Annotated in this window: 19 protein-coding genes and 2 pseudogenes; 15 read left to right on the top strand and 6 right to left on the bottom strand. The window is 37.6% G+C overall.

The window, feature by feature from the left end; genetic code table 11:
* Window positions 1-175: 175 nt before the first annotated feature.
* A complete protein-coding gene (metJ, locus tag P20652_RS10280) occupies window positions 176-496 on the bottom strand; it encodes a met regulon transcriptional regulator MetJ (protein WP_008168294.1) in 321 nt (106 codons plus the stop codon).
* A gap of 288 nt (window positions 497-784) precedes the next feature.
* Between metJ and metB the strand changes: the two genes are divergently transcribed.
* Window positions 785-2,032 (top strand): cystathionine gamma-synthase, encoded by a 1,248-nt coding sequence (gene metB / locus P20652_RS10285; protein WP_008168293.1) that lies wholly within the window; start codon window positions 785-787, stop codon window positions 2,030-2,032.
* Window positions 2,033-2,515: 483 nt separating this feature from the next.
* A complete protein-coding gene (metL, locus tag P20652_RS10290) occupies window positions 2,516-4,861 on the top strand; it encodes a bifunctional aspartate kinase/homoserine dehydrogenase II (RefSeq protein ID WP_008168291.1) in 2,346 nt (781 codons plus the stop codon).
* Window positions 4,862-4,925: 64 nt separating this feature from the next.
* Here the strand turns inward: metL and P20652_RS10295 are convergent.
* Window positions 4,926-7,419: pseudogene (locus P20652_RS10295) on the bottom strand (penicillin-binding protein 1A).
* A 128-nt stretch (window positions 7,420-7,547) separates the two neighbouring features.
* Between P20652_RS10295 and P20652_RS10300 the strand changes: the two are divergent.
* The 9 genes and pseudogenes from P20652_RS10300 (at window position 7,548) to P20652_RS17930 (ending at window position 16,462) form a co-directional block, all read left to right on the top strand.
* Window positions 7,548-8,627, top strand: coding sequence for a pilus assembly protein PilM (locus P20652_RS10300; RefSeq protein ID WP_008168285.1), 1,080 nt, complete (start codon window positions 7,548-7,550; stop codon window positions 8,625-8,627).
* The gene (locus tag P20652_RS10305; protein ID WP_008168283.1) at window positions 8,615-9,187 is read left to right on the top strand and encodes a PilN domain-containing protein; all 573 of its coding nucleotides are present in this window, start codon (window positions 8,615-8,617) and stop codon (window positions 9,185-9,187) included. Before P20652_RS10300 ends, P20652_RS10305 begins: the two co-directional genes overlap by 13 nt.
* Window positions 9,177-9,782, top strand: a complete 606-nt coding sequence (locus P20652_RS10310; protein ID WP_008168281.1) for a type 4a pilus biogenesis protein PilO — start codon at window positions 9,177-9,179, stop codon at window positions 9,780-9,782. Before P20652_RS10305 ends, P20652_RS10310 begins: the two co-directional genes overlap by 11 nt.
* Window positions 9,779-10,318, top strand: a complete 540-nt coding sequence (locus P20652_RS10315) for a pilus assembly protein PilP (RefSeq protein WP_008168279.1) — start codon at window positions 9,779-9,781, stop codon at window positions 10,316-10,318. Before P20652_RS10310 ends, P20652_RS10315 begins: the two co-directional genes overlap by 4 nt.
* Window positions 10,305-12,410, top strand: coding sequence for a type IV pilus secretin PilQ (locus tag P20652_RS10320; RefSeq protein WP_008168278.1), 2,106 nt, complete (start codon window positions 10,305-10,307; stop codon window positions 12,408-12,410). Before P20652_RS10315 ends, P20652_RS10320 begins: the two co-directional genes overlap by 14 nt.
* Window positions 12,411-12,594: 184 nt before the next feature.
* Window positions 12,595-13,113: a shikimate kinase AroK gene (aroK, locus tag P20652_RS10325; RefSeq protein WP_006793103.1), complete on the top strand. Its 519-nt coding sequence runs from the start codon at window positions 12,595-12,597 to the stop codon at window positions 13,111-13,113.
* Between the two features lie 27 nt (window positions 13,114-13,140).
* Window positions 13,141-14,211, top strand: coding sequence for a 3-dehydroquinate synthase (gene aroB / locus P20652_RS10330; RefSeq protein ID WP_008168276.1), 1,071 nt, complete (start codon window positions 13,141-13,143; stop codon window positions 14,209-14,211).
* Entirely contained in the window at window positions 14,212-15,549 is a 1,338-nt protein-coding gene (locus P20652_RS10335; protein ID WP_008168274.1) for an SPOR domain-containing protein, read from the top strand.
* Between the two features lie 53 nt (window positions 15,550-15,602).
* Window positions 15,603-16,462: pseudogene (locus P20652_RS17930) on the top strand (Dam family site-specific DNA-(adenine-N6)-methyltransferase).
* Here P20652_RS17930 and P20652_RS19800 read toward each other — a convergent pair.
* Window positions 16,419-16,604 (bottom strand): DUF2970 domain-containing protein, encoded by a 186-nt coding sequence (locus P20652_RS19800; RefSeq protein ID WP_008168269.1) that lies wholly within the window; start codon window positions 16,602-16,604, stop codon window positions 16,419-16,421. The pseudogene P20652_RS17930 and the gene P20652_RS19800 overlap by 44 nt on opposite strands.
* A gap of 3 nt (window positions 16,605-16,607) precedes the next feature.
* On the bottom strand, window positions 16,608-16,904 hold the full coding sequence (locus P20652_RS10340; protein WP_008168267.1) for a hypothetical protein: 297 nt from the start codon (window positions 16,902-16,904) through the stop codon (window positions 16,608-16,610).
* Between the two features lie 161 nt (window positions 16,905-17,065).
* On the opposite strand from P20652_RS10340, the gene rpe reads away from it, so the two are divergent.
* The 3 genes from rpe to trpS are packed head-to-tail and all read left to right on the top strand — an operon-like array spanning window position 17,066 to window position 19,451.
* Window positions 17,066-17,749 carry a ribulose-phosphate 3-epimerase gene (gene rpe, locus P20652_RS10345; RefSeq protein ID WP_008168265.1) on the top strand — a complete coding sequence of 228 codons (684 nt, stop codon included), beginning with the start codon at window positions 17,066-17,068 and terminating at the stop codon, window positions 17,747-17,749.
* Window positions 17,749-18,414, top strand: a complete 666-nt coding sequence (locus P20652_RS10350; protein ID WP_008168263.1) for a phosphoglycolate phosphatase — start codon at window positions 17,749-17,751, stop codon at window positions 18,412-18,414. Before rpe ends, P20652_RS10350 begins: the two co-directional genes overlap by 1 nt.
* A gap of 32 nt (window positions 18,415-18,446) precedes the next feature.
* Entirely contained in the window at window positions 18,447-19,451 is a 1,005-nt protein-coding gene (gene trpS, locus P20652_RS10355; RefSeq protein ID WP_008168261.1) for a tryptophan--tRNA ligase, read from the top strand.
* 124 nt (window positions 19,452-19,575) lie between these two features.
* On the opposite strand, the gene P20652_RS10360 is transcribed toward trpS, so the two are convergent.
* Together P20652_RS10360 and P20652_RS10365 are read right to left on the bottom strand one after the other, a co-directional pair.
* Window positions 19,576-20,496, bottom strand: a complete 921-nt coding sequence (locus tag P20652_RS10360; protein WP_008168259.1) for a TraB/GumN family protein — start codon at window positions 20,494-20,496, stop codon at window positions 19,576-19,578.
* A 36-nt stretch (window positions 20,497-20,532) separates the two neighbouring features.
* Window positions 20,533-20,898 carry a hypothetical protein gene (locus P20652_RS10365; protein ID WP_008168257.1) on the bottom strand — a complete coding sequence of 122 codons (366 nt, stop codon included), beginning with the start codon at window positions 20,896-20,898 and terminating at the stop codon, window positions 20,533-20,535.
* A gap of 282 nt (window positions 20,899-21,180) precedes the next feature.
* Between P20652_RS10365 and P20652_RS10370 the strand changes: the two genes are divergently transcribed.
* Window positions 21,181-23,322 carry a winged helix family transcriptional regulator gene (locus P20652_RS10370; RefSeq protein ID WP_033017391.1) on the top strand — a complete coding sequence of 714 codons (2,142 nt, stop codon included), beginning with the start codon at window positions 21,181-21,183 and terminating at the stop codon, window positions 23,320-23,322.
* Window positions 23,323-23,656 lie beyond the last annotated feature (334 nt).

Genomic DNA, 23,656 nt, shown 5'->3' with positions numbered 1-23,656 from the left:
TATTCTTCAATATTTATACTAATCCGCAATAATACTCAATTAATTTGAGGAATTAAATCTGACGCTAACTGCGTTAAAAATTTCTGATATAGAACAACTAAATAACGAAATTTTGCCTTGTTATCGACACGATTTTCTTACCTCAAAATAGATCACTTATTTAAGCGAATTGGTATTACTCTTCGTTCAAAATTGGTACTTCCAGACCCATTTCTTGCATTATCTTTTTAACTTCTTCTGGCACTTTTTCTACGTTATCTTTACGTAAGTCATCGTCATTTGGTAAAGGTTGACCAGTAAAAGCATGCAAAAATGCTTCACATAGCAATTCACTATTTGTAGCATGGCGAAGGTTATTGATTTGACGACGAGTACGTTCGTCAGTTAAAACTTTTAATACATTTAGTGGGATCGAAACGGTGATTTTTTTAACTTGCTCTGATTTTTTCCCGTGTTCTGCGTATGGGTGAATATACTCACCATTCCATTTAGCCATAAGATGTATCGTTGCCTCAGATTATTAATTTCCTACACGGCATAAAAAGCGTGTAAATATGCATGAAATTCTATCGATTTAAAAAAGATAGTCAAATAATAGATACAAATCTTCCTTAATAAGCCGATTGGGAATATAAAAACGGCTCGATTTTAGTAACACTTAACCTATAACCAGCAAAGGTTACCTTTATTCTTAGCCATCGAGAGCTTTAAAATCTTTGACTTATTAAAATGGATAACTTACTCTTTTAGACGTCTAAACATCCAAATTAATCAGGTGACGAATATGAGCGAAAAAAATAAAGCGACCATTGCGGTACGTAACGGTGTTGATGCTGATAAACACCATGGTGCTGTGGTACCGCCAATCTACTTATCGACGACTTATTCGTTTGCCGACTTCGATACTAAGCGTGAGTATGACTACGGCCGTAGCGGTAATCCTAATCGCGATATTTTAGCTGAGACGCTTGCTAAGCTTGAAGGTGGTGCTCGCGGCATCATTACAGCTACAGGCATGGCTGCCGTGCATTTAGCTACTCAGCTACTTAATAGTAACGACACGTTAGTGATCCCACATGATTGTTATGGTGGCAGCTATCGTTTATTTACATCATTACAAAAACGCGGACTACTAAAGCTCGAAATATTAGATTTAACAAAAAAAGAAAGCCTTCAACAAATTTTAGCAATCAAGCCCAAGCTTATTTGGATAGAAACCCCAAGTAACCCTGTACTTCGTTTAACAGATATTAAAGCGGTTACCGATGTGGCTAAGCAATGCGGAGCTTTGGTTGCCGCAGATAACACGTTTTTGTCTCCTGCCTTACAAAACCCTATTAAGTTTGGTGTGGATATTGTGGTGCATTCAACCACTAAATATATTAATGGGCATTCAGATGTAGTAGGCGGCGCTGTTATTACAGCAACACAAGAGTTAGGCGATGAGCTTGCATGGTGGGCTAATAATATAGGTATTACGGGCGCCCCTTTTGATAGTTATTTAACACTGCGTGGTTTACGTACTTTAAATGTGCGTTTAAGGCAGCATCAAGAAAATGCGCTAGCAATAGCTAAGTATCTTGAAAGCTCTGTGTTTGTAAGCCAAGTTTACTACCCAGGTCTTGAGTCACACCCTCAGCATGAACTTGCTAAAGCACAGCAACTTGGCTTTGGTGGCATGGTTAGTTTTGATATTAAAGGCGATATAAATGACGCTGCGGCATTTTTGACTAGTCTTAAAACGTTTAGCTTAGCTGAGTCACTCGGTGGCGTAGAGAGCTTAATTTGTCACCCTGCAACTATGACGCACGCAGGTATGGAGGCCACAGCACGTTTAGAAGCGGGTGTGGGCGATACGCTTATTCGTATTTCGGTAGGTATTGAAGATATACACGATTTAGTCGCTGATTTTGAAAGAGTGTTTGAGCTTGTAAAACCAGGGCAAAATAAAAATGTTGGCCGTGCAGGCAAAGGTGCAGGCACTTCTGGTGGTAACGTTAAATTGAGTACAGCCCGTCCGGCGCTTTGGTAAATAATACCAATCCGCAATAATACCTAGGGCGTGTTGATCTTTGGTGGGTGAATTTGCAGCAGTATGTTTTGGTTTTTAGGCAAGGCGGAGCCTATGTAGTGTGGTTATTCCCCATGAATAGGCGATAACGCAGCATAAATACCAAACATGCGCTGCCCTTTGGGTTCTTTCTAGGGACGATTAACTCTTTGTTGCTCGGTTTTTACTTAGCCCACTAGGTTACAAACCTCGCGCCGCGATTTAATCGCCCCTAGATTGAACAAATTTCAATCCACAAAGATCAACACGCCCTAATCAATTTAAAGGATTAAACCTAGCGCTAACTTCGTTAAAAATTTCTGATATACGACTGTATGGATGCAGGAGGTAGAGCTATGCAGGAGCAATTAGTGATAACAACTAAATAACGAAATTTTTGATTTGTTATCGATACGGTTTTCTTACCTCAAAATAGACCACTTAATTAAGCGAATGAGTATAAATATGGTTAATTGTATACATAAATTTGGTGGCTCGAGTTTAAGCTCAAGTGAGCGATACCAAAGCGTAGCAAAAATAATAATTACACATACTCAACCGGGTGATTGTGTGGTGGTATCGGCTGCGGGTAAGACAACCGATACGCTTGTATTACTTTGGCAAAGCTATCAAAAACAAGATACTCAAGCAGTAGCTGATATTTTACTGCAGTTAAATAATCATCAAAGTGATTTAATAGAGCAGCTATTAGAAGCCGATTTAAAACGAAGTGCACTTAAAACACTAAGTATCGAACTTAGCTATATTGCAGAACTTGCTCAAGCTGAGCAGCTAAAAGAGGCTGCGTTACTTGCACATGGCGAACTGTGGTCAGCACGTTTACTCGCTACTTATTTACAGCAGCTAAATATTGAGGCATGCGCTCAAGATGCGCGTACTCTTTTTATCTTAAATGATGGCGAATTAATGCATGCGCAAAATGCGCAGCAATGTGGGCAGTTAATTTTGCCTAATAAAATAAATGTTGTTACTGGGTTTATTGCAGCAGATATCAAAGGCGAGACTGTAACGCTTGGCCGAAATGGCAGTGACTACAGTGCAACACTACTTGCAAATTATTGTCATGCTAAGCAAGTATGTATTTGGACTGACACACAAGGAGTGTATAGCACTGATCCTCGCAAGGTACAAAAAGCGATTAAATACGGCAAAATTTGCCGTGGACAGGCTAATTTACTGGCTCGTTTGGGTAACCCTGTATTACATGCAAAAACACTGTCGCCACTTAAAAACACCGATATTAAGCTAGCTGTTCGCAGTAGTTTTGATGTGCAAGCAAGTCCAACAGATATAGTAAAAGAAGGTTCAGCGAAGAAAAAACGTTTTATAACCACGTTGCAAAATGTTGACCTATTAATGGTTGAAGGGTTAAGTGAAGGTGAGGTTGCACGTGTTAACCAGCTTATTCAGCATAGTCTTCATCACTTTAACCATAATGGTGAAGTGTATTTGGTAGTACCTGCGGCACAAACTTATCGGGTTATTAATTCTTTTGCGGGTAGGGCAAATATTAGCGAGTCAAATTTAAACGGCTGTGCAATTGTAGCGCCTGAGCAAGACGTTAATAAATTGAGCTTACAAGCATTAGATTTATTAAAACTCCACAGTATAAACCCTCGTTTTGTCCATCAAGATACTGGATATGCTTTATTGCTTACCGATCAATTTATAGATAGTGATATACAAAGTGCCTTACACGATAAGCTAATTAATAAAGGCCAAGAAATCGCAATTATAGTTGTGGGGCTTGGTAACGTTGGCGACGTTTTTATTAAACAGTTATCGGCACAATTTGAGCGTTTATTGGATGACTTTAGTATTAAATTAGTCGGTTTAGTTCGCTCTAAAAAAATGCTGTTTAATGCAAGTGGTATTAATACGCAGCAATGGAAAACTCAATGGCAGCATGAGGCAAATAGCTATCAATCTGCAGATTTACTGAATGCTATAAATGAGCTCGATTACGAGCATAAAATTGTAATTGATATTACCGCAAGTGAACAATTTAGCTTGTTATATCCAGACGTTGTAGATAGAGACTGTCATTTAATTAGTGCTAATAAATACGCTGGAACAGCACCGACTACTTGGTATAAAGCACTTCGTAGTAATATTACAGAGCGTAATTTACATTGGCGATATAACACCAGTGTAGGCGCTGGCTTACCTATTAACTTTGCTTTGGCTGATTTGCAAAATAGTGGCGATAAAATAATACGTATAGAAGGTGTTTTCTCAGGCACGCTTTCGTGGTTATGCAGTAAATATGATGGAACTAGGCCATTCTCTGAGTTGGTACTGGAAGCTCAGAAAATGGGATTTACAGAGCCAGACCCTCGAGAGGATTTATCTGGGCGTGATATGCAGCGTAAGCTACTTATTTTAGCTCGAGAGCTAGGTTTACAGCTTGAGCTTGACGATATTAGCTTATCGGCATTGATGCCTGATGAACTTGCGCTGGGAAGTTGGGATGACTTTTTAAATAAAAAAGCACAGCTAGACGCGTTCATTGAAGAGCATGCAGCTACAGCAAAGTCTAAAAATTCAGTACTTAGATATACGGGCTTGTTAGAAATCACAAAAGGTGAAGTAATTGCTAAAGTGGGAATAGCGTATGTGTCTAATGGCGATGCATTAGCAAATCTTACACCTGGCGATAATATTTTTGTAATTAATAGCAAATGGTATAGCGATAACGCATTAGTGATTCAAGGACCTGGAGCGGGCAAAGAAGTGACCGCTGCGGGTTTGCATTCTGATTTATATTGGCTTGTACAAAACTTAAAATAAACCTTTGGTTTAAATAAAAACGGCAGCTTAAATAAGCTGCCGTTTTTGTATTACATACATATTATTAAAACAGTTCTTCTTCAGTTTTAGTATCTTCTTCAAATATGTCGGTAGGTTGAGAAAGTATATATTTTGTTGGGGCTGTCCCTTTATCAAAATATTCAAAGCGACTTGTATAATCGTTTTTATGGCTCAGCAAACCAGTTGCTAAATCGATACGAATAGAAACAAGTCCTTCAGGTGGTTCAATGGGGGCTTCGGGCGTGCCTTCAAGTGCTACTTTCATAAATTCAACCCATGCTGGCTGCGCTGTTTTAGCACCAGATTCTCCGCCTGATATTTGAGTGCTATCAAGGTTGTTATTGTAAGTTGAACGACCTAATGAATTGCCTGGGTTATCAAAACCAACCCACACAGAGGTCATCACATTTCGGTTAAAACCACTAAACCAGGTATCCACAGAGTCGTTAGTCGTACCTGTTTTACCTGAAAGGTCACGGCGCTCTAATGCTTGCGCTCGCCAGCCTGTGCCTGTCCAGCCTGTTTTATGCGTCCAACTACCGCCACCCCAAATAGCACTGTGCATGGCTTCAGCAATTAAAAACGCATTTTGCTTAGAAATAACCCTCGGTGCGCATTTAACTGGGTTTTGTTCTATTTCGTCATCACTATTTTGTACTACAAATTCATTGTTTATTGGAAAAAGTTCTTCATCACAAGCAATAGCCGGGTTTGTTTTGAACAATACTTCACCATAAGGGTCTTGAATTTCTGAAATAAAGTAAGGTTGAATTAAGTGACCGCCATTGGCAAATGTGCTCATGCCTCTGGCAAGTTCAAGTGGAGTAATAGAGGCACTACCGAGTGCTAATGATTCACTACGGTTTATATCGTCATTTTTAAAACCAAATTTTAGTAAGTGTTCTGCTGTGCGTTGCAACCCAACGCCACGAAGTAAACGCACCGAAACAACGTTTTTAGATTGCGCTAAAGCGCGGCGAATTCTAATAGGACCATTATATACAGCAGGACTGTTTTTAGGGCGCCATGCAACACCTTGGCTTTTGTCCCATTGGTTTATAGGCGCATCGTTTAATATAGAGGCAAGTGTGTAACCTTTTTCAAGCGCTGCTGAATATATAAAAGGCTTTATATTAGAACCTACTTGGCGTTTAGCTTGCACTGCACGGTTATATTGGCTTTGCTCAAAACTGTAACCACCTACAATAGCTTTTATTCGGCCGTCGTGAGGGTCAAGAGAAACAATAGCACTTGATGCTTCTGGTATTTGGCTTAATAAGTAGCTGTTATCCTCATTTTTGCGTACCCATATTTGCATACCTGGTGTTAAAATTTCGGTAGCCTTTTTAGGTGCAAAACTTTGACGATAACGAGTAATGTATTTTCGTGCCCACTTTAAGTTATTCCAAGTAAGCGTTGTTTGCACACCATTTTTAAGTAGTACAGTGGCTGTTTTATCATTAACGCTGAGCACTACTGCTGCTTTTAATGTGCCAAGTTCATTCACCGCTTTCAGTTTGCTTAATATTTGTTGTTCAGTTAAAGCAGGCTGCGTTTCAGGGTTCCATAAAGCATCAGTTGCACCTCTAAAACCATGGCGCATATCGTAGTTATGTAAATTATTTACAAGTGCTGTTTGCGCTGCTCTTTGAACTTTTGATTCTACAGAGGTAAATATTTTAAAGCCGGAGTTGTAAGCTTTATCTACCCCATAGCGCGAAACCATTTCTGCACGCACCATCTCAGAAATATACGGTGCGTATAGATCTATTTCAGCGCCGTGAAAATAAGCGGTAATAGGTTGGCTAGTTGCTTCGTTATATTGCTCTTGTGTTATATAGTCTTCGGTTAGCAAGCGACCTAAAACAACATTCCGGCGGGCTTTCGCACGCGTTGGATTGCGAATTGGGTTTAAAGCTGAAGGTGCTTTAGGTAATCCTGCAATCATTGCCATTTGAGCGAGAGTTAAATCTTTCAACTCTTTTCCATAATATACTTGTGCTGCAGCACCAATACCAAATGCGCGATTTCCCAGTTCTATTTTATTAAGATAAAGCTCTAAAATTTCGTCTTTAGTTAATATATTTTCGATGTGCAAGGCGATGAATATTTCTTTTACTTTACGAATATATGCTTTTTCGCGTGTTAAAAAGAAATTACGGGCAAGCTGCATCGTAATGGTACTTGCACCTTGTTTTTTCTCGCCGGTAGAGATTAGAACAACAGCAGAACGCACAATACCAATAGGGTCTATGCCTAGATGGTCATAAAACGATTGTCTTCTGTCGCTAAAATGCATTAATTAACATTTGAGGAATTTCATCAATAGTCACAGGGATGCGGCGTTTTTCACCAAATTGATTAATTAAAACCCCATCTTTAGTGAATACCTGCATAGGAGTTTGTAATTGCACGTCTTTTAAAACTTGCACGCTGGGGATATCAGATTTAACATAATAATAAAGACTGACCAAAGTAATCAGACCAATTAACACACAAATGATAAAAAATTGTAAAGTTCGTTTTAATAAAATCACTTATATTTCCCTAAATGGACTCCCAATTGCGAGTTTTGACTGATAGTATATATTGATTAAAAATGAATAATATTTTTATATAAAAATTATAACTTGTTTATTATTAAAACAAAGGCCAAGTTGCAAACATGCTAAGTCAACTATTTCAAAAACCATCCCCAATGATGGTAGGAATTGATATTGGATCGCACTCTATTAAGGCAGTACTTTTACGTGAAATTGAAACAGGATTTCGACTAGAAGCACTTGCAATTGAGCCTATGCCAAAAGGGGCTATGAGTGAGCGTAACATTCAAGATATTGAAGCGATCGGTAATATAATTTCAAAACTAAAAAGAAAATTACCGAAATCGTTAAAGTCTGCAGCAGTTGCTGTATCAGGGCAAACAGTTATCACTAAAGTGATTTTTATGGATGTATCGCTAACCGATGCTGAACTCGAATCACAAATTGAAATTGAAGCAGATAGTTTAATACCTTACCCCCTTGATGAAGTGAGCCTTGATTTTGAAAGGCTTTCGACCAACGAGGCTGACCCGAGTAAAATGAATGTTCTGCTTTCTGCTGCACGAACTGAAACTGTTGAGGCGCGTGTTGGAGCATTAGAAGCTGCAAATTTAGAAGCTAAGATAGTTGATGTCGAAAGTTACGCATTGAGTCGTGCTATGGATGTTTATTACCAACAATTGCCTAGTGATGCATTTAATAAATGTGTTGCGGTAGTTGATATTGGCGCTGTTTTAATGCTTGTGAGTGTCGTTCAAGCAGGAGAAACAATTTATACCCGCGACCAAGTTTTTGGTGGCGATCAATATACTAATAGTATTGTTGGTTATTATAATAAAGGCTTTGATGAGGCTGAGATAGGTAAAACATCCGGGGATTTACCGCCAAATTATACTTTTGAAGTACTCGCTCCTTTTCAAACTTCTTTACTTCAGCAAGTCCGTCGAGCCGTGCAAATGTTTTTAACAACCAGTGGTAAAGAACAAATTGATTATATAGTTCTCACGGGTGGTACTTCGATGATAAAGGGCATTGATCGGTTACTCATTGAAGAGTTGGGCATTCACTCAGTCGTTGCAGAGCCTTTTGCTAATATGGAGATTTCTCCAAAAGTAGACCGTAACCTAATGCAGCGTCATAGAACGCAATTTGCCATTGCTACAGGTCTCGCTTTAAGGAGCTTTTCAACATGCCACATATAAATCTACTTCCTTGGCGTGAGTTACAGCGCGAAGAGTCAAAAAAGAAATTTGTAACCATACTTATTGGTGTCGTTGTAATTTGTTTTGCAAGCATGTACTTACTGAGCGCTTTTTATGGCACATTAAAAGATGGGCAAAACTTAAAAAATAACTACCTCAGTTCTGAAATCACTATGCTTGATAAAAAAATAAGCGAAATAAGAAGCTTAGATAAAAGAAAAGAAAACTTACAACAACGTATGAGGCTGATTGAAGAGTTACAAAGTAGCCGGAACTTGGGTACACAAATAATGGATGAAGTAACAAAAATAGTGCCTGCTGGTGTTTATTTAACGAAGCTTGAGCGCAGAGGTAATCAAATTCAGGTATTAGGGCGCAGCGAGTCAAATAATCGTTTATCAGCAATGATACGGGAAGTACAAAGTTCATATTTACTAGAGCGCCTTACAATGCAAGATATTGTTGCGGGCGATCAATCTTCGCGTTTACTCAGTGATTTCAGTATGGAATTTTACGTAAAACCATTTGATAAAATTGGTGAGGTTAGCGATGAACCTTGATTTTAAAGCACTGAGCGAAATAGACTGGAATGAAATAGAACTTGATAATATTGGCGACTGGCCTATTGCAGTAAAAGTAATTTGCTGTACGTTTGTTGCAGGATTGGTATTGTTTTTTAGCTATAGCATGTTGGTTTCTGACGAGATAGACAGTTACCATAGCGCAGTTGCTAAAGAAGTTGAGCTTCGGACTACGTATAGAACTAAATATGCAGTAGCGAGTAAACTCGATATTTATCGTCAGCAGATGATTGAGATGGAAGATAAGTTTTCTCAATTGTTAAAACGCCTACCAACGTCAAATGAGATACCAGGGTTACTTGATGATTTGTCTTATGTTGGCACAACAAGTGGATTAACTTTTTTAAAAATAGGTTGGTTGCCTGAAGTCGAAAAAGAATTTTATACCGAGCTGCCGATTAAAATTGAAGTAGTGGGTACTTACCATGAATTTGGTCAATTTGTAAGCAAGGTTGCCCAATTGCCACGTATTGTGAGTCTGCATGACTTTTCTATTTTATCATCAGGTGAAAAACAGTTAACATTTAGCGTTGTAGCAAAAACGTATCGTTATGAAGAGGGAGTGAAAAAATGAAGCTCTTTCCAGTAATGCCTATTTTAATAGTTTTGGTATTAAGTGGTTGTAATGATGATACTTCTGAACAAAAAGAATTTATTGACCAGGTAAAAGCGAGCACAACACCAAAAGTAGATTCGATACCGGAGTTAACAAAGTTTGAGCATTTCGAATACAGCGCAGGTCAATTGCGTAGCCCATTTGTAGCGCCTCAACCTGAAATTATTCAGAATAAACTAACACAGATTAAAAACTGTTTACACCCAGATCAAGAACGTCGTCGTGAACCGTTAGAAAAATACCCGCTGGATAACTTAGCAATGAAAGGAACAATAGGCTCAGGCGGACTGGTTTGGGCATTAATAACAGCGGCTGATGAAACCCTACATCGAGTAACTGTAGGTAATTATTTAGGTAGCTATGATGGCAAAGTAAAAGTAGTTAGCAATGATTATATAGAATTAGTGGAATTAATCCCAGATGGGTCTGGTTGTTGGAAAGAGCGCCTGACTAAATTAGAAATGTTAGAGGCGGCAACTGATGGCGCAAATTAAGAATAAAAAAGGTAAAAATAACATGCATAAGGATGTACTTTGGCTTAATCGCATTTCGCGAGCTTTATTTGCTGCTATCGCTTTAGTTACTGTAAATACAGCAGCAGCGGGACCATTACTTTATGATGTTCGTTATAATCCATTACTTAAAGGTGAAACTGAATTACAACTTGTTTTTGATGAAGAGTTAACGCTTAAACCAAAGGTTCAGGTGTTTAATAGTCCAGCCCGAATCGAAATGCTTTTTGATACTGCCGAGTTAGAAGTTGGCTTAAATGATGTTGTAGTGAACCAAGCTGGAATTAGTAGTGTTACTAACGTTTTAACTGATAATGGTTTAAAAGTAACAATAAACCTCGATAGATTAAAAATTTATGAAACGCAGGTTAATAATAATTTAGTATCAATTCGCGTATCTGATAACCCACTTAATGAGTCCGAAAGTGAAAGTATAGTCATGGATTCAGGCGATGTAAGTGGAAATTATATTAACCGCATTCAGTCAATTGATTTTAGACGCGGTGAAAAAGGTGAAGCAAAAGTACTCGTATTTTTACAAGACACCCAAGCTGCAATTGAAGTTCATGAAAGCGGTGGGAAAATTTATGCAGATTTTCATCATACTGATATTTTAGATGACTTATTATATGAATTAGATGTACTAGATTTTGGTACCGTTGTAAGTAATATTGAAACTTTTAAAGAAGACGGGCTAAGCCGTGTTGTTATTGAACCTAATGCTGAGTTTACTTTTACATATCAGCAAATAGATAACATCCTAACTTTAACAGTAGAAAAAGATGAAACACAAAACGCTTACCTAGATGGCGGGAAAGAATACCAAGGTCGTCCAATGACCTTGAATTTTCAAGATATATCTGTTCGTGCTGCACTACAAATAATCGCGGGTTATAATGACTTTAACTTAGTAACAAGTGACTCTGTTTCTGGCAATATTACATTGCGTTTAGATGGAGTTCCTTGGGATCAAGCTCTGGATGTAGTGCTGCGCATTAAAGGGTTAGACAAGCGCATGGATGGTTCTATTTTGATGGTTGCTCCAGCAGAGGAGCTTGCGGCACGTGAGGCTAAAGATTTAAAAGCTAAACAGCAAGTCGAAGATTTAGAGCCCCTTTATAGTGAATATATACGCTTGAATTATGCTAAAGCAGAAAGTTTTGCTGATTTATTAAAAACGGATACAAATAGCATTATAACTGCTCGTGGCAGCGTATCTGTTGATCAACGTACAAATACCTTATTGGTAAAAGATACTGTAAAGAGTATAGAAAACATTCGTCGCATGATAGAAACCCTTGATATTCCAGTTCAGCAGGTTGTAATCGAATCTCGAATGGTAACTGTGCGCGATAATGTTACTGAGGACTTAGGTGTACGCTGGGGCTTTAGTGACCAAGGAAGTAGTGTTGGTATTTCAGGCTCTCTTGAAGGAGCAGAAGGTATTTATAACGCGACATCAACTTCAAATGCGCCAGGTATTTCAGATCGATTAAACGTAAATTTACCAATTTCTAATCCTGCGGCCAGTATTGGTTTGCATATAGCAAAGTTGGCTAACGGTACATTAATTGATTTAGAGCTAAGTGCGCTTGAAGAAGAAAATAAAGGTGAGATTATTGCTAGCCCGCGGATTATTGCGGCAAACCAGCAAAAAGCACGTATTGAGCAAGGTACTGAAATCCCTTACACTGAGTCAGCATCAAGTGGTGCTACTACTGTAAGCTTTAAAAAAGCGGTACTAAGCTTAGAAGTAACACCGCACATCACACCTGATAACAAAGTGATTTTGGATTTAATTATTACTCAAGATACACGAGGCGACACAGTTCAAACCGGGACAGGTGAGGCGGTGTCTATTGATACCCAAGAGATTCAAACTCAAGTGTTAGTTGAGAATGGACAAACCGTAGTACTCGGTGGTATTTTCCAGCAGCAGATCATTAATACTACAAGCAAAGTGCCAATTTTAGGTGACATTCCTTACGTAGGAAGACTATTTAAAACCACAAGTGAGTTTAATGAAAAGCGTGAATTACTTATTTTTGTGACACCAAAAATACAAATTGATTAAAATACAGTGGTTTTATGTTAACCAACGGGTGATTATTTAGTTTAATTGCTCGTTATATGGCTTTTTATTCTAATTGACTTGAAATACCCCTGCAATTACTGAGATAATCCCCTCCTTAATTTTGGGGCCAGGTCGTTAGGCGGGGTTTTATTTCAAATTTTAGAGTTCGTTTGTACTAAAAGATATGGCTGAGAAACGTAATATATTTCTAATTGGCCCCATGGGGGCTGGAAAAAGCACAATTGGTCGTCACATTGCCGATCAATTACACCTTGAATTTGTTGATTCTGATCAAGAAATCGAACGCCGTACCGGTGCAGATATTGCCTGGGTGTTTGATCTTGAAGGTGAAGAAGGCTTTAGACTTCGTGAAGAATCTGTTATTGGCGACTTAACCGAAATGCAAGGTATCGTACTTGCAACAGGTGGTGGTTCAGTAATGAGTAAAGAAGTTCGAAACAAGCTTTCGGCTCGTGGTATCGTTGTATACCTAGAGACACCTATTGAAAAACAAGTTGCACGCACACAACGCGACAAGCGTCGCCCATTACTGCAAACTGAAGAAGCACCTCGTGATGTATTAGAGCGCTTAGCAGAAGAACGCGAACCGTTATATAAAGAAGTGGCTGATTTTGTTGTACGCACTGATGAGCAAAGCGCTAAAGTTGTTGCTAACCAAATCATCGAGAAACTAGATTTTTAAAAACTAATAATAAAGGAAAAACTGAGCATGCTTGAATTAACTGTTAATTTGGACGAGCGAAGTTATCCTATATATATTGGTGAATCTGTACTTCAAGATAATGGCCGCCTAGTTCACCACGTTGGTGATTGTCGGCCTATCATCATTACTAATGACACAATAGCGCCTTTATATTTACAAGGCTTGCTTGATTCATTAGACGAATTAAATCCACTCTTTTTTATCATCCCTGACGGTGAGCAGTTTAAATCACTAGAATGGTTTGAGAAAATATCTGCTTTTTTACTTCAAAATAACTGCGGTCGCGATACCTGCTTAATTGCATTGGGTGGTGGTGTTGTAGGTGATTTAACCGGTTTTGTTGCTGCGTGTTATCAACGTGGTGTACCGTTTATTCAAATACCAACAACATTATTATCACAAGTTGACTCATCTGTTGGTGGTAAAACAGCTGTAAATCATCCTTTAGGTAAAAATATGATTGGGGCGTTTTATCAGCCACAAGCTGTTTTTATCGATACCCAATCTTTGCATACGCTACCGGCAAGAGAGTTTGCTGCGGGGATGGCTGAAGTTATTAAGTATGGATTGATTTATGATACTGAATTATTTAGTTATTTAGAGAACAATGTAGAAAATTTACAGCAATTAAATGAAGTATCTTTACAACATATTATTTTTAGATGTTGTGAAATTAAAGCTTTAATCGTTGCACAAGATGAAAAAGAGCAAGGTCTTAGAGCTCTTTTAAATTTAGGTCATACATTTGCACATGCAATTGAAGCGCAAATGGGCTACGGTACTTGGCTTCATGGTGAAGCAGTAGCAATAGGCATGGTATTAGCTGCAAAACTTGCTCACACACGCAAAGATTTAAGTACTACTGAAGTAGCACGCATTGTAGATGTTATTGCTCAGTATAACTTACCTACTAAAATACCTTCGGTAATGACAAGCGAGCAGTTTTTAACGCACATGCGTAAAGACAAAAAGAATAAAAAAGGTACAATCCGGTTCATCTTACCAACCCAATTTGGTCAATGCGCATTAGTTGATGATGTATCTGATGATCAAGTTCGAGCCTTAATCGAGCAATAAATGCAGTCACAAATTTTACCAAGCCGTGCGGCGTTGGTGGATAGAATCGCGCTGCAATTTGAATATGGGCAAAACCTCATTGTTTTACTTGGCACATCAGGGCTAGGTAAAAGTTATATGCTCGAAACTTTTATAACCGATAAATATAACGACTTTAATAAAGCGTTTATGCAAATTAATGCAAAAATGACAGATACTCAGCTAATGAGTGATTTATTAGAGCAAAGTTTTAATGCCCCATTGGTTGATCATAACTTAAGCTTATCAGAAAATTATTACCAATTACTTAAACAGCAGCAACCTCGTCCTTGTTTGTGGGTACTTGATGGTGGTCGGCATTTATCTGAAGAAATATTAATAGAGCTTGAATTACTCTCAAAAAATAGCCCCAGTACGCTATATATTATGATTGCCTGTACTTCAAAGCTGCCTTTTAATAATGCTGTTGAAATATATTTAGAGCGTTTGACTTTAAGCGAAAGTAAAAAGCTAATGGGCTGGTATTTCACTAGCCTTCCTTATGACGAGGATCCTGTTTTTCAGGCGTTTTTAGCTGAAGCAAATGGTAACCCTAGCTTATTACTTTCATGGCAAGCAGATGAGCATGTGGCTAATATAATCGTAAAAGATAAAGTATCTTGGCGTCTACACTTAATGATACTAATGTTGCTTATAATGTTTTTGATTATTGGTTTTTTATATAGATCAGATATGACCCAATGGTGGCAGCAGTATTATCAGCAAGAAAAAGTCGAGGTAAATACCACTGCTATTCTAGCCAGCCAAGTAAGTGTCGCAAGCCCAAGCCCAAGCCCAAAGCAAGAGCAAAGCACGTCAGAGGTAAGTAATACGCCAACCGAAATGCAGGAACACCACAACGATGTGCCATCAATAATGCAAAGTCTTAGCATAGTAAGCAATAATGTAGACCCCGTGATTTCAGTAAAAGAGCTTTCTGAACCTCAGAGCCTAGCTGATAAAGATGTAATTAATACTTTAGCTCAAAGCTCTGCGTTAGTGAGCAAAGATCTAAGTAATGAAGATGATTTTTGGTATCAACAGCAACCAGAATCAAATACGGTAATTCAATTACTAGCGGTTACTCAACAACAAGTCGCTGATGATTTTATAAAGCAATATTCATTGCAAGATATTGCCCATACTTATCAAACTAAAAAAAGTAATAACACATGGTGGGTAATAACAACGGGGAGTTTTACTAATTTGAATGATGCCAAATTAGGTATGCGAAATTTGCCAGAGGGTATTTTAAAAAACAAACCTTTTTACAAAAAAATTAGTAAAATAAAACAAGAAATTGCACTACTTGCTCGGTAAATCAAAACGCTTTAGTGTAAAATCGCGCAACACCAGATTGAAGTAAAGAGCCAATGCAGCAAAAAAGTAGAGCTTTCCTTAAATGGGCCGGCGGAAAATACAGCTTAGTTGAAAACATTAATGCGCGATTAAACCAAGCTAGCAAGCATGCTGATACGTTGGTTGAACCTTTTGTTGGTGCAGGCTCTGTGTTTTTAAATAGTGACTTTAAACACTATATTCTCAACGATATAAATGCAGACTTAATTAACTTATATAAAGAGCTTAAAAGCTCTCCAGATGAGCTGATTAGTGACGCTAAAAAGTTATTTGTAGATTTGAATAATCACGCAGATGCGTATTACGAATATCGTGTGCAGTTTAATCAAAGTCGTGATGTATATGAACGTTCAATCTTGTTTTTATACATGAACCGCCATGGTTACAACGGACTGTGTAGGTATAATTTAAAAGGTATTTTTAATGTGCCTTTTGGCAAATATAAAAAGCCTTACTTTCCTGAAAAAGAAATGTATTTTTTTGTCTGAAAAAGACACAAAAAGCAACCTTTACCTGTTTAGATTACGATGACGTTTTTAAGTTAGTGCCTAACAATGCAGTTATTTATTGTGACCCACCTTATGTACCATTAAGTAAAACGGCTTCTTTTACGTCTTACGCTAAAGGGGGATTTAATTTAGATGATCAGGCTAACTTAGCTAATTTGGCAGAACAAGCCGCATTTGAAAATAACACGCCTGTGCTTATTTCAAATCACGATACCGTGTGGACGCGTAAAATTTATAGCCAAGCATCGCTTGACCAAATTCAAGTAAAGCGCACTATTAGTCCCAAGGGGGGCTCTAGAAATAAAGTTGACGAGTTGATGGCTATGTATTTAGCACCCAAGCAACCACTGCGTAAATTGCGATAACAAAAGCAATAAATAGTACAATCGCAATAAGGATGATAGAGATAGGGGAGTGTTGTTTAAAATCGACTTGGCGTTTATTTTCAGACTGAACACCAAAAAATGCAGCTAGCACGCTTTGCAACGCGCTAAAAAATTGTATCATTATTTAGAATAAAGGTTTTAAAGAAGGAGCGTTTTTAGAATCATCAGAACTAGTAAGTAGTTCCAGTAAATCAAGGTAATGAAACTGAGCACTACGGCTATCGCCAGTTAACCACGAAAACCACGATGACTCTTCTTCAGCTTTAATACACGCAGTTAGAGTACTTTGAGCACTTATCACTTGTGTATTATGACAATTACCCACTGAGCTTAATTCTTGCTCAGAGCTTGAATCAAAGCTAAACGCCCCGATAAGCAGTAATGCCGACGCAATTAATATCCCAGTTTTAAAAGCACGCATAATGTAATCCAATAATTTATTACTTTTTCAATCATAGCAAATATTGGTTAAATATCAAACTTAAAGTTACCTGAAATAGGGGCTATTACGCCATATTACTTGGGTAACATCTTCAATTAAGTTACATTAACGTAATACACTATTTATTGATGGAGTTAATCATGTTTAACCCAGAGCAAAAATATTTAATCGCCCCTTCTATTTTGTCTGCTGATTTTGCAAAACTAGGCGAAGATGTTGATAAAGTACTCGATGCGGGTGCTGACGTGGTTCACTTTGATGTAATGGATAATCACTATGTACCCAATCTCACAATTGGTCCTATGGTGTGCAAAGCACTCAGAGATTACGGTATTACAGCACCTATCGACGTACATTTAATGGTTAAGCCTGTAGACAGCCTTATTCCATTGTTTGCACAAGCGGGCGCATCAATTATTACTTTTCACCCAGAAGCCAGTGAGCACGTCGATCGTACAATTCAGTTAATAAAAGATCACGGCTGTAAAGCAGGTTTAGTGTTTAACCCAGCAACAAGCCTAAGTTATTTGGACCATGTTATTGATAAGCTAGATACCATTTTACTTATGTCGGTTAACCCAGGTTTTGGCGGGCAAAGCTTTATCCCTCATACGCTTGAAAAATTACGCCAAGCAAAACAGCGTATTATTGAATCAGGCCGAGATATTCGCTTAGAGGTAGATGGCGGTATTAAAGTCGATAATATTGCAGCAGCAGCACAAGCGGGCGCTGATATGTTTGTTGCAGGCTCAGCTATTTTTAATCAACCAGATTACAAAGTTGTGATTGATCAAATGCGTGAGCAGCTTGGAAGTGTTAAGTAATGAAGTACGATGTCGCCTTATTTGATTTAGATGGTACTTTGGTTGATAGCGTTTACGACTTGTATATTGCTATTAATTTAACCTTGAGCGATTTTGCTTTTCCTATTGTTAGCCAACGCTTGGTTGAAAGTTGGGTTGGTAATGGGGTTGAAGTCCTTGTTAAGCGCGCTTTGAGTGGTGATATGCAAGTGAGTGAACATCTAGATGAGTCACTTAGTAGTAAAGCAATATTACAGTTTTATAAGCACTATGAACAACAAGTTGGTGAGTATAGTGTTTTGTACCAACATGTAGAAACCGGGCTTGCAGCACTTCGTGGTATGCCTAAAGCACTAATCACTAATAAGTCTCGAATATTTACAGAAAAACTACTTGATAAGCTGGCACTAACGAGTCATTTTGATGTGATTGTATGCGGTGACGACATGGCAAAAAAACCATCGCCAGAGCCATTGCTATTTGCCTGTAAAAAACTAAATGCAGAGCCTAATAAAGCAATAATGATAGGTGATTCTAAAAGCGATATACTTGCAGCTAAAGCCGCTAATATAGACGTAATTGCACTTAGTTATGGCTATAACCAAGGTGAAAATCTTGAGGATTATAATCCACAGTACCTATGCGATCACTTCTTAGATATAATACCTGTTCTAACGCAGCGTTAAATATTATTAATTAAGCAAAATAAAGGAAAATCATGAGTAAACCAGTAGTTTTAAGCGGCATTCAGCCAACCGGTGGTATGACAATAGGCAACTATGTTGGCGCTATTAACCAGTGGCTAAAGTTACAGGAAGACCACGAAAGTTTCTTTATGTTAGTAGACTTACACGCTATTACGGTTCGCCAAGAGCCTGAATTATTGCGCTCTCGAGTGTTGGATGGTATTGCTCTTTACGCGGCATGTGGTATTGATCCTGAAAAATCTGCTTTATTTGTACAATCACAAGTACCTGAGCACGCACAGTTAGCGTGGGTATTAAATTGTTACGCGCAAATGGGTGAGCTTAATCGAATGACTCAGTTTAAAGACAAGTCATCTAAGCATGCAAATAACGTAAACGTGGGCTTATTTTCATATCCGGTATTGCAAGCTGCGGATATTTTATTATACCAAGCTGATCAAGTACCAGTAGGGGATGATCAAAAGCAACACTTAGAGCTGACTCGCGATATAGCCACACGCTTTAATAATTTATACGGTGACGTATTTAAATTACCAGAGCCGTACATTCCACAGTTTGGTGCTCGCGTAATGAGCTTGCAAGATCCACTTAAAAAAATGTCTAAGTCGGATGAAAATCCAAATGGTTACATCATGTTATTAGATGAGCCTAAACAAATTGTGAAAAAGCTTAAAAAAGCAGTAACTGATTCAGATGAACAAGCACGTATTTATTTTGATCGCACAGAAAAGCCTGGCGTATCAAACTTGCTTACTTTATTGAGTGTTGCAACTAAGCGCTCAATTGAAGACCTAGTTCCTGAGTATGAAGATAAAATGTATGGCCATTTAAAGAAAGATACAGCCGATGCAGTGGTAAGTATGATAGAGCCAATTCAAGCACGCTTTAAAGATATCAGAGAAGATCAAAACTTACTTGATAACATAATGAAATCAGGTGCTGAAAAAGCAAGTGTACGTGCAGAAAAAACGCTGAAATCAGTATACGACGCACTTGGCTTTATACCTCGCGGTTAAATTATATATAAATTTAAAATGAAAAAATAGCCGCTTGTTAGCGGCATTTTTTATATAGCACATATCAACATGATAGACCCAAATAGAAACAGTAGCGATATCGCTAGTTTATCTGTTTTATCCATTATTCAGCCCCTCTTACTGTTATATCTGCCGTGCTATCAATATCAACTAGAGAAACTTTATAGCCCTTGTTTTCAAGTAAGGTAAGTAAGCTATCTTGGCCTGCAAGGTGCGCAGCCCCAACAAGTACAAACTCATTTTTATCGTTATTAAACATCGCCTCTACTTTTGGTAACCAGTCATTATTTCTATCGGTAATGATTTGCTTATAGCTATTCGGATCATTTTTCTGCATATTTTCAAGTGCCACTTTATTCAGTGTGTCTATATCACCTTTGCGCCAGGCAGCTAAAAGTCCTTTAAACATATCGCCATAGTTGTGAAGCTCGGCTAAGTTACGTTTAATGAACTCGTTTTCGTTGCCTTGACCCATTGTTTTAAATAACTCTAACTGAAACTCCATTGTTTCTAAGTAATTTTTCGTTTTGTTATCTTCAGTCGCTTTTTTAGTAAAGTAAGCATCAACTCCTTCACCCATTAAATTTTGCTTTTGAAGCTCCATCGACATTAAGACAATACTAACCATAGCAGGGCGAAAACCATCTAACTTAGCTAAGTTAGCGCCAAACTCGCTAAGCTTATTTTCAAGTAAAACTTTAACCTGAGGTTCTAGCTTTTGACTCAACGTTTCGTTATTTGTATACGAAAGCGCGCCTAACATTTGCATTTGTGCGTTAGTATCAGCTGGGTCAGGTAACGGTGCTTCTAAAATAATTGTATCTGCTTGTTCATAAGCATGGTTAAACTCAGCGGGTAGTGGCATTTCAGCTTTAGGTAGTATGTGAACTGTACCGCCAATAAATAGTGAGTCATTACCATTGCTTACTTGCCATACAGAGCTTTGAGCCTGTGCTGTATTTGCTAAAAGGCTGCAACTAAGTAATACGCTGGCAGATACTAATTTTTTTGTGAATTTTTTCATGATAATTCCTTAATATAACTTTTAATTTGATTGTTTTTAGTTCGATAACACAGCGCTGAAATAAGCAGTGATTGACGATGTTACCTTTGAAAGGCTTTTATCAATTTGTGAGTTTATTTTGCTCATTGACGAGTCAAGCTCAGCTGATATTTTTTCATCTATTGAAGAAAGTAACGTTTGCGTATCAACATTACTTTTTAAAGACTCAGTAGCGTCTATTTTGTTTGTTTTTTGTAGTTTTTGATTAACAGGGTTAATTGCCTTTATGCTTTCACCAATCATGCATTTCTCAAAATTATTTTGAACGGTGTTTTGTTTAGTGTCAGCTGCAATAACTGAAGTAGTATTAAAAGCAGTTGCTAGTAGTAAAGCCGGTAGTACTTTTTTCATTGTGCTGTTCATAATTAAACCTTTTATATTTTTAATTGCAGCTAATTTAGAATCACAAATGATTTTTTACTAAGCTGCTTGTTGATGACGGTTTAAAGAATATCGCTGAATTGATTAAGAGTCGCTTATCTAGTTGTGAGCAATTAATAGATAAGGTTTTATTGGTAATTAATTGTTTTAATTTAATGGGTTAGGGTTGAACCTTATATTGTTAATATAAGGTTTTAAATGCTTTTTATACAAAATAACGTGTAGATGTGATACGGTTTACAAAAATAAAAATACGTAAAGACTATGAATTATCAAATCGGACCTTGGCAATTTATTAGTAATCGATGTGTGATTACTTCAAATAACTTAGAAAGGGAATTAGATCCACTTTTAGTAAAGTTATTACTGCACTTTATAAGTAAGCCTCAACAAATAGTTTCCCGCCAAGCGCTTATTGAAACCGTATGGCAACAAAGCTTTGTAGACGATAATGCGATTAACCGAGCAATCTCAGAGTTAAGAAAGCAGCTTGCCCACCCAATTGAAAAAGCGCCGCTTTTAAAAACGCATTACCGTAAAGGATATAGCCTAACAGTAGTGCCTGAGCACTTAACGCAAGTGACCGAGATTGAGCAACTAGTAAATCCATTACCTGACTCACCAGTTATAACGACAAAAAATGAAGATGTTGCCACTGAAACTATTTCGCAACCGGTTCAAAAAAAGAACATTAAAAAGTTTTTGGCTTATTTTTTATTAGTCACCGCTTGTATGTGCTTTCTAGTATGGCTTGGATTATTTTTTATTAATGCACCTTCTAGTGAAAAGATTAAACAGATCACGGTTAATAAGGTAGCAAGCACGTGGAATATAGGCAGTGAGGTTCATCCTGAGATGTCCTCAGATAAACAATATTTAGCTTATACAAATGTTGAACCTGAAAATGACGTAATGCATGCATTTGTAAAACGACTATCTGATCAAAGGGAAGTTGAAATTACCTATCCTGGCTTTCAAGTATCCATTTTATCGTGGCAGTTAAATCAGCACTCTGTGTTGTTACAAGCGACCAACTTAAAGCAGCAAAAGTGTGAAATGGTACTCGTTGATTTAAGCCAGTTTCCTGTTATAGGAAAGGCTACCTTAATTAAAAAGTGCGACCTTAGATACACAGGTTATGCGCAAGTAGACGAAAGTGGTGAGCATATTTATTACACCGAATATAAAAATGAGCATGAGGGTTCAGGTTTATATAAATATGATTTAGAACTTAAAAAAGAATTCATAGTGATTCCACCACCAGGTGTCATGTATGGCGTAATCATGCCGCGCTTATCTCATTCTGGTAGTAAAATAGCATATGTACTTAGTCAAAAGGGTAAGCCTTTTTCTGTATTTAGCTACAACTTTGAGACCCATGAAACCAAGCGGTTATTTAAAGCAAAGAAAAGCATAATTAGCTTCGCGTTTGATTGGCTTGCAGACGATAAAGGCGTGATTGTTTTTGAAGACTCTGATCTTTCAACCATTGTGTTTGATGAAAATAATATTATTAAACGCACACTAACGGTTACCCCAGCAATTTCACCTTATTATATTGCAGTTCAATCTGCTAATAGCCTTTTTTACTCAGCAAATAAAACACAAACATTTTCGTTAATTAAAGCGACTAATCTTTTTAGCGATACTCCTGAGTATGAAGCACTCTACAAAAGTGATGAAGACGACTACATCATTGCAGAAGTCAGTAATGAGAAAGGGCCAGCGCATATTTTTGTATCCGAGCGCTCTGGCAGTAGTCAGTTGTGGTTATCTCAAAATGGACTTATAAAGCAACTTAGTAACTTTACTTATGAAGGGAAATCTACCTTTGCTATTGGCGGATTAAGAGTATCGAGTAAGCAAGATCGTGTTTTATTAAGAGTTAATAGCGATATTGCATTTTTTGACGTTATGTCGAACAAGCTCTATACCATAGCTGAGTTTAAAGGGCGAAAAATACTAAGCTATGTATGGTCTAAAGATAATGAAAGTATAATTTATTTAGAGCGGCGTGGTTCAGAAAATCTATTTGCTCAGTTTAATTTATTAACGCGAGACACAACTATATTAGAGGATGTTAAAGCCAACAAATTAATTTCAGGCGCTGACGGTACTAATTATGCAATTACTAATAATCAGTTAATTAAATTATCAAATAAACAGAGTTGGGAATTGCCTAAAGACGCGCGACAAGCACAAGTTTTTGCTATTAATGGTAATTACCTTTACTACTCTGATGCAATTTCAAGAGTTGCTAGGCTTAATTTAGAGGATAAAACAGTACAAGATGTACATGTGGATTTTAAACCCATCGCATTTTTTATTAGTAATAACAATCAGATTTTCTTTACAGAATCAAAATATAAAGACATGCAAATAATACAGATAAGTTGGAATGACTAGGGCGTGTCTATCTTTCTAGATTAAGTTTGCAGCAGTGTGTTGTTTTTCTTTTATAACATTTTCGATTGTTATACCAATTCGCTTAATTAAGTGATCTATTTTGAGGATGGAAAAACGTGTTGATAGCTAGGCAAAAAATTCGCTATTTAGTTGCTCTCGGTAATTGCTCCTGCATTGCTCTACCTTCTGCATCCATGGAGTCGTAAATGAGAATTTTTTAACACAGATAGCGACACGTTTAGCCCCGCAAAATGATTAAGTATTATTGCGGATTGGTATTATGTTGATAAAAGAAAAATTAGAGCAAAAAAATAGCGAGAAGTAAGTCTTCTCG

This window comes from Pseudoalteromonas sp. BSi20652 (genome assembly GCF_000239855.1).
In the GTDB taxonomy this organism is placed as follows: Bacteria; Pseudomonadota; Gammaproteobacteria; order Enterobacterales; family Alteromonadaceae; genus Pseudoalteromonas.
The sequence above is the reverse complement of the archived record's forward strand: the minus strand, read 5'-3'. Positions and strand labels throughout refer to the sequence as shown.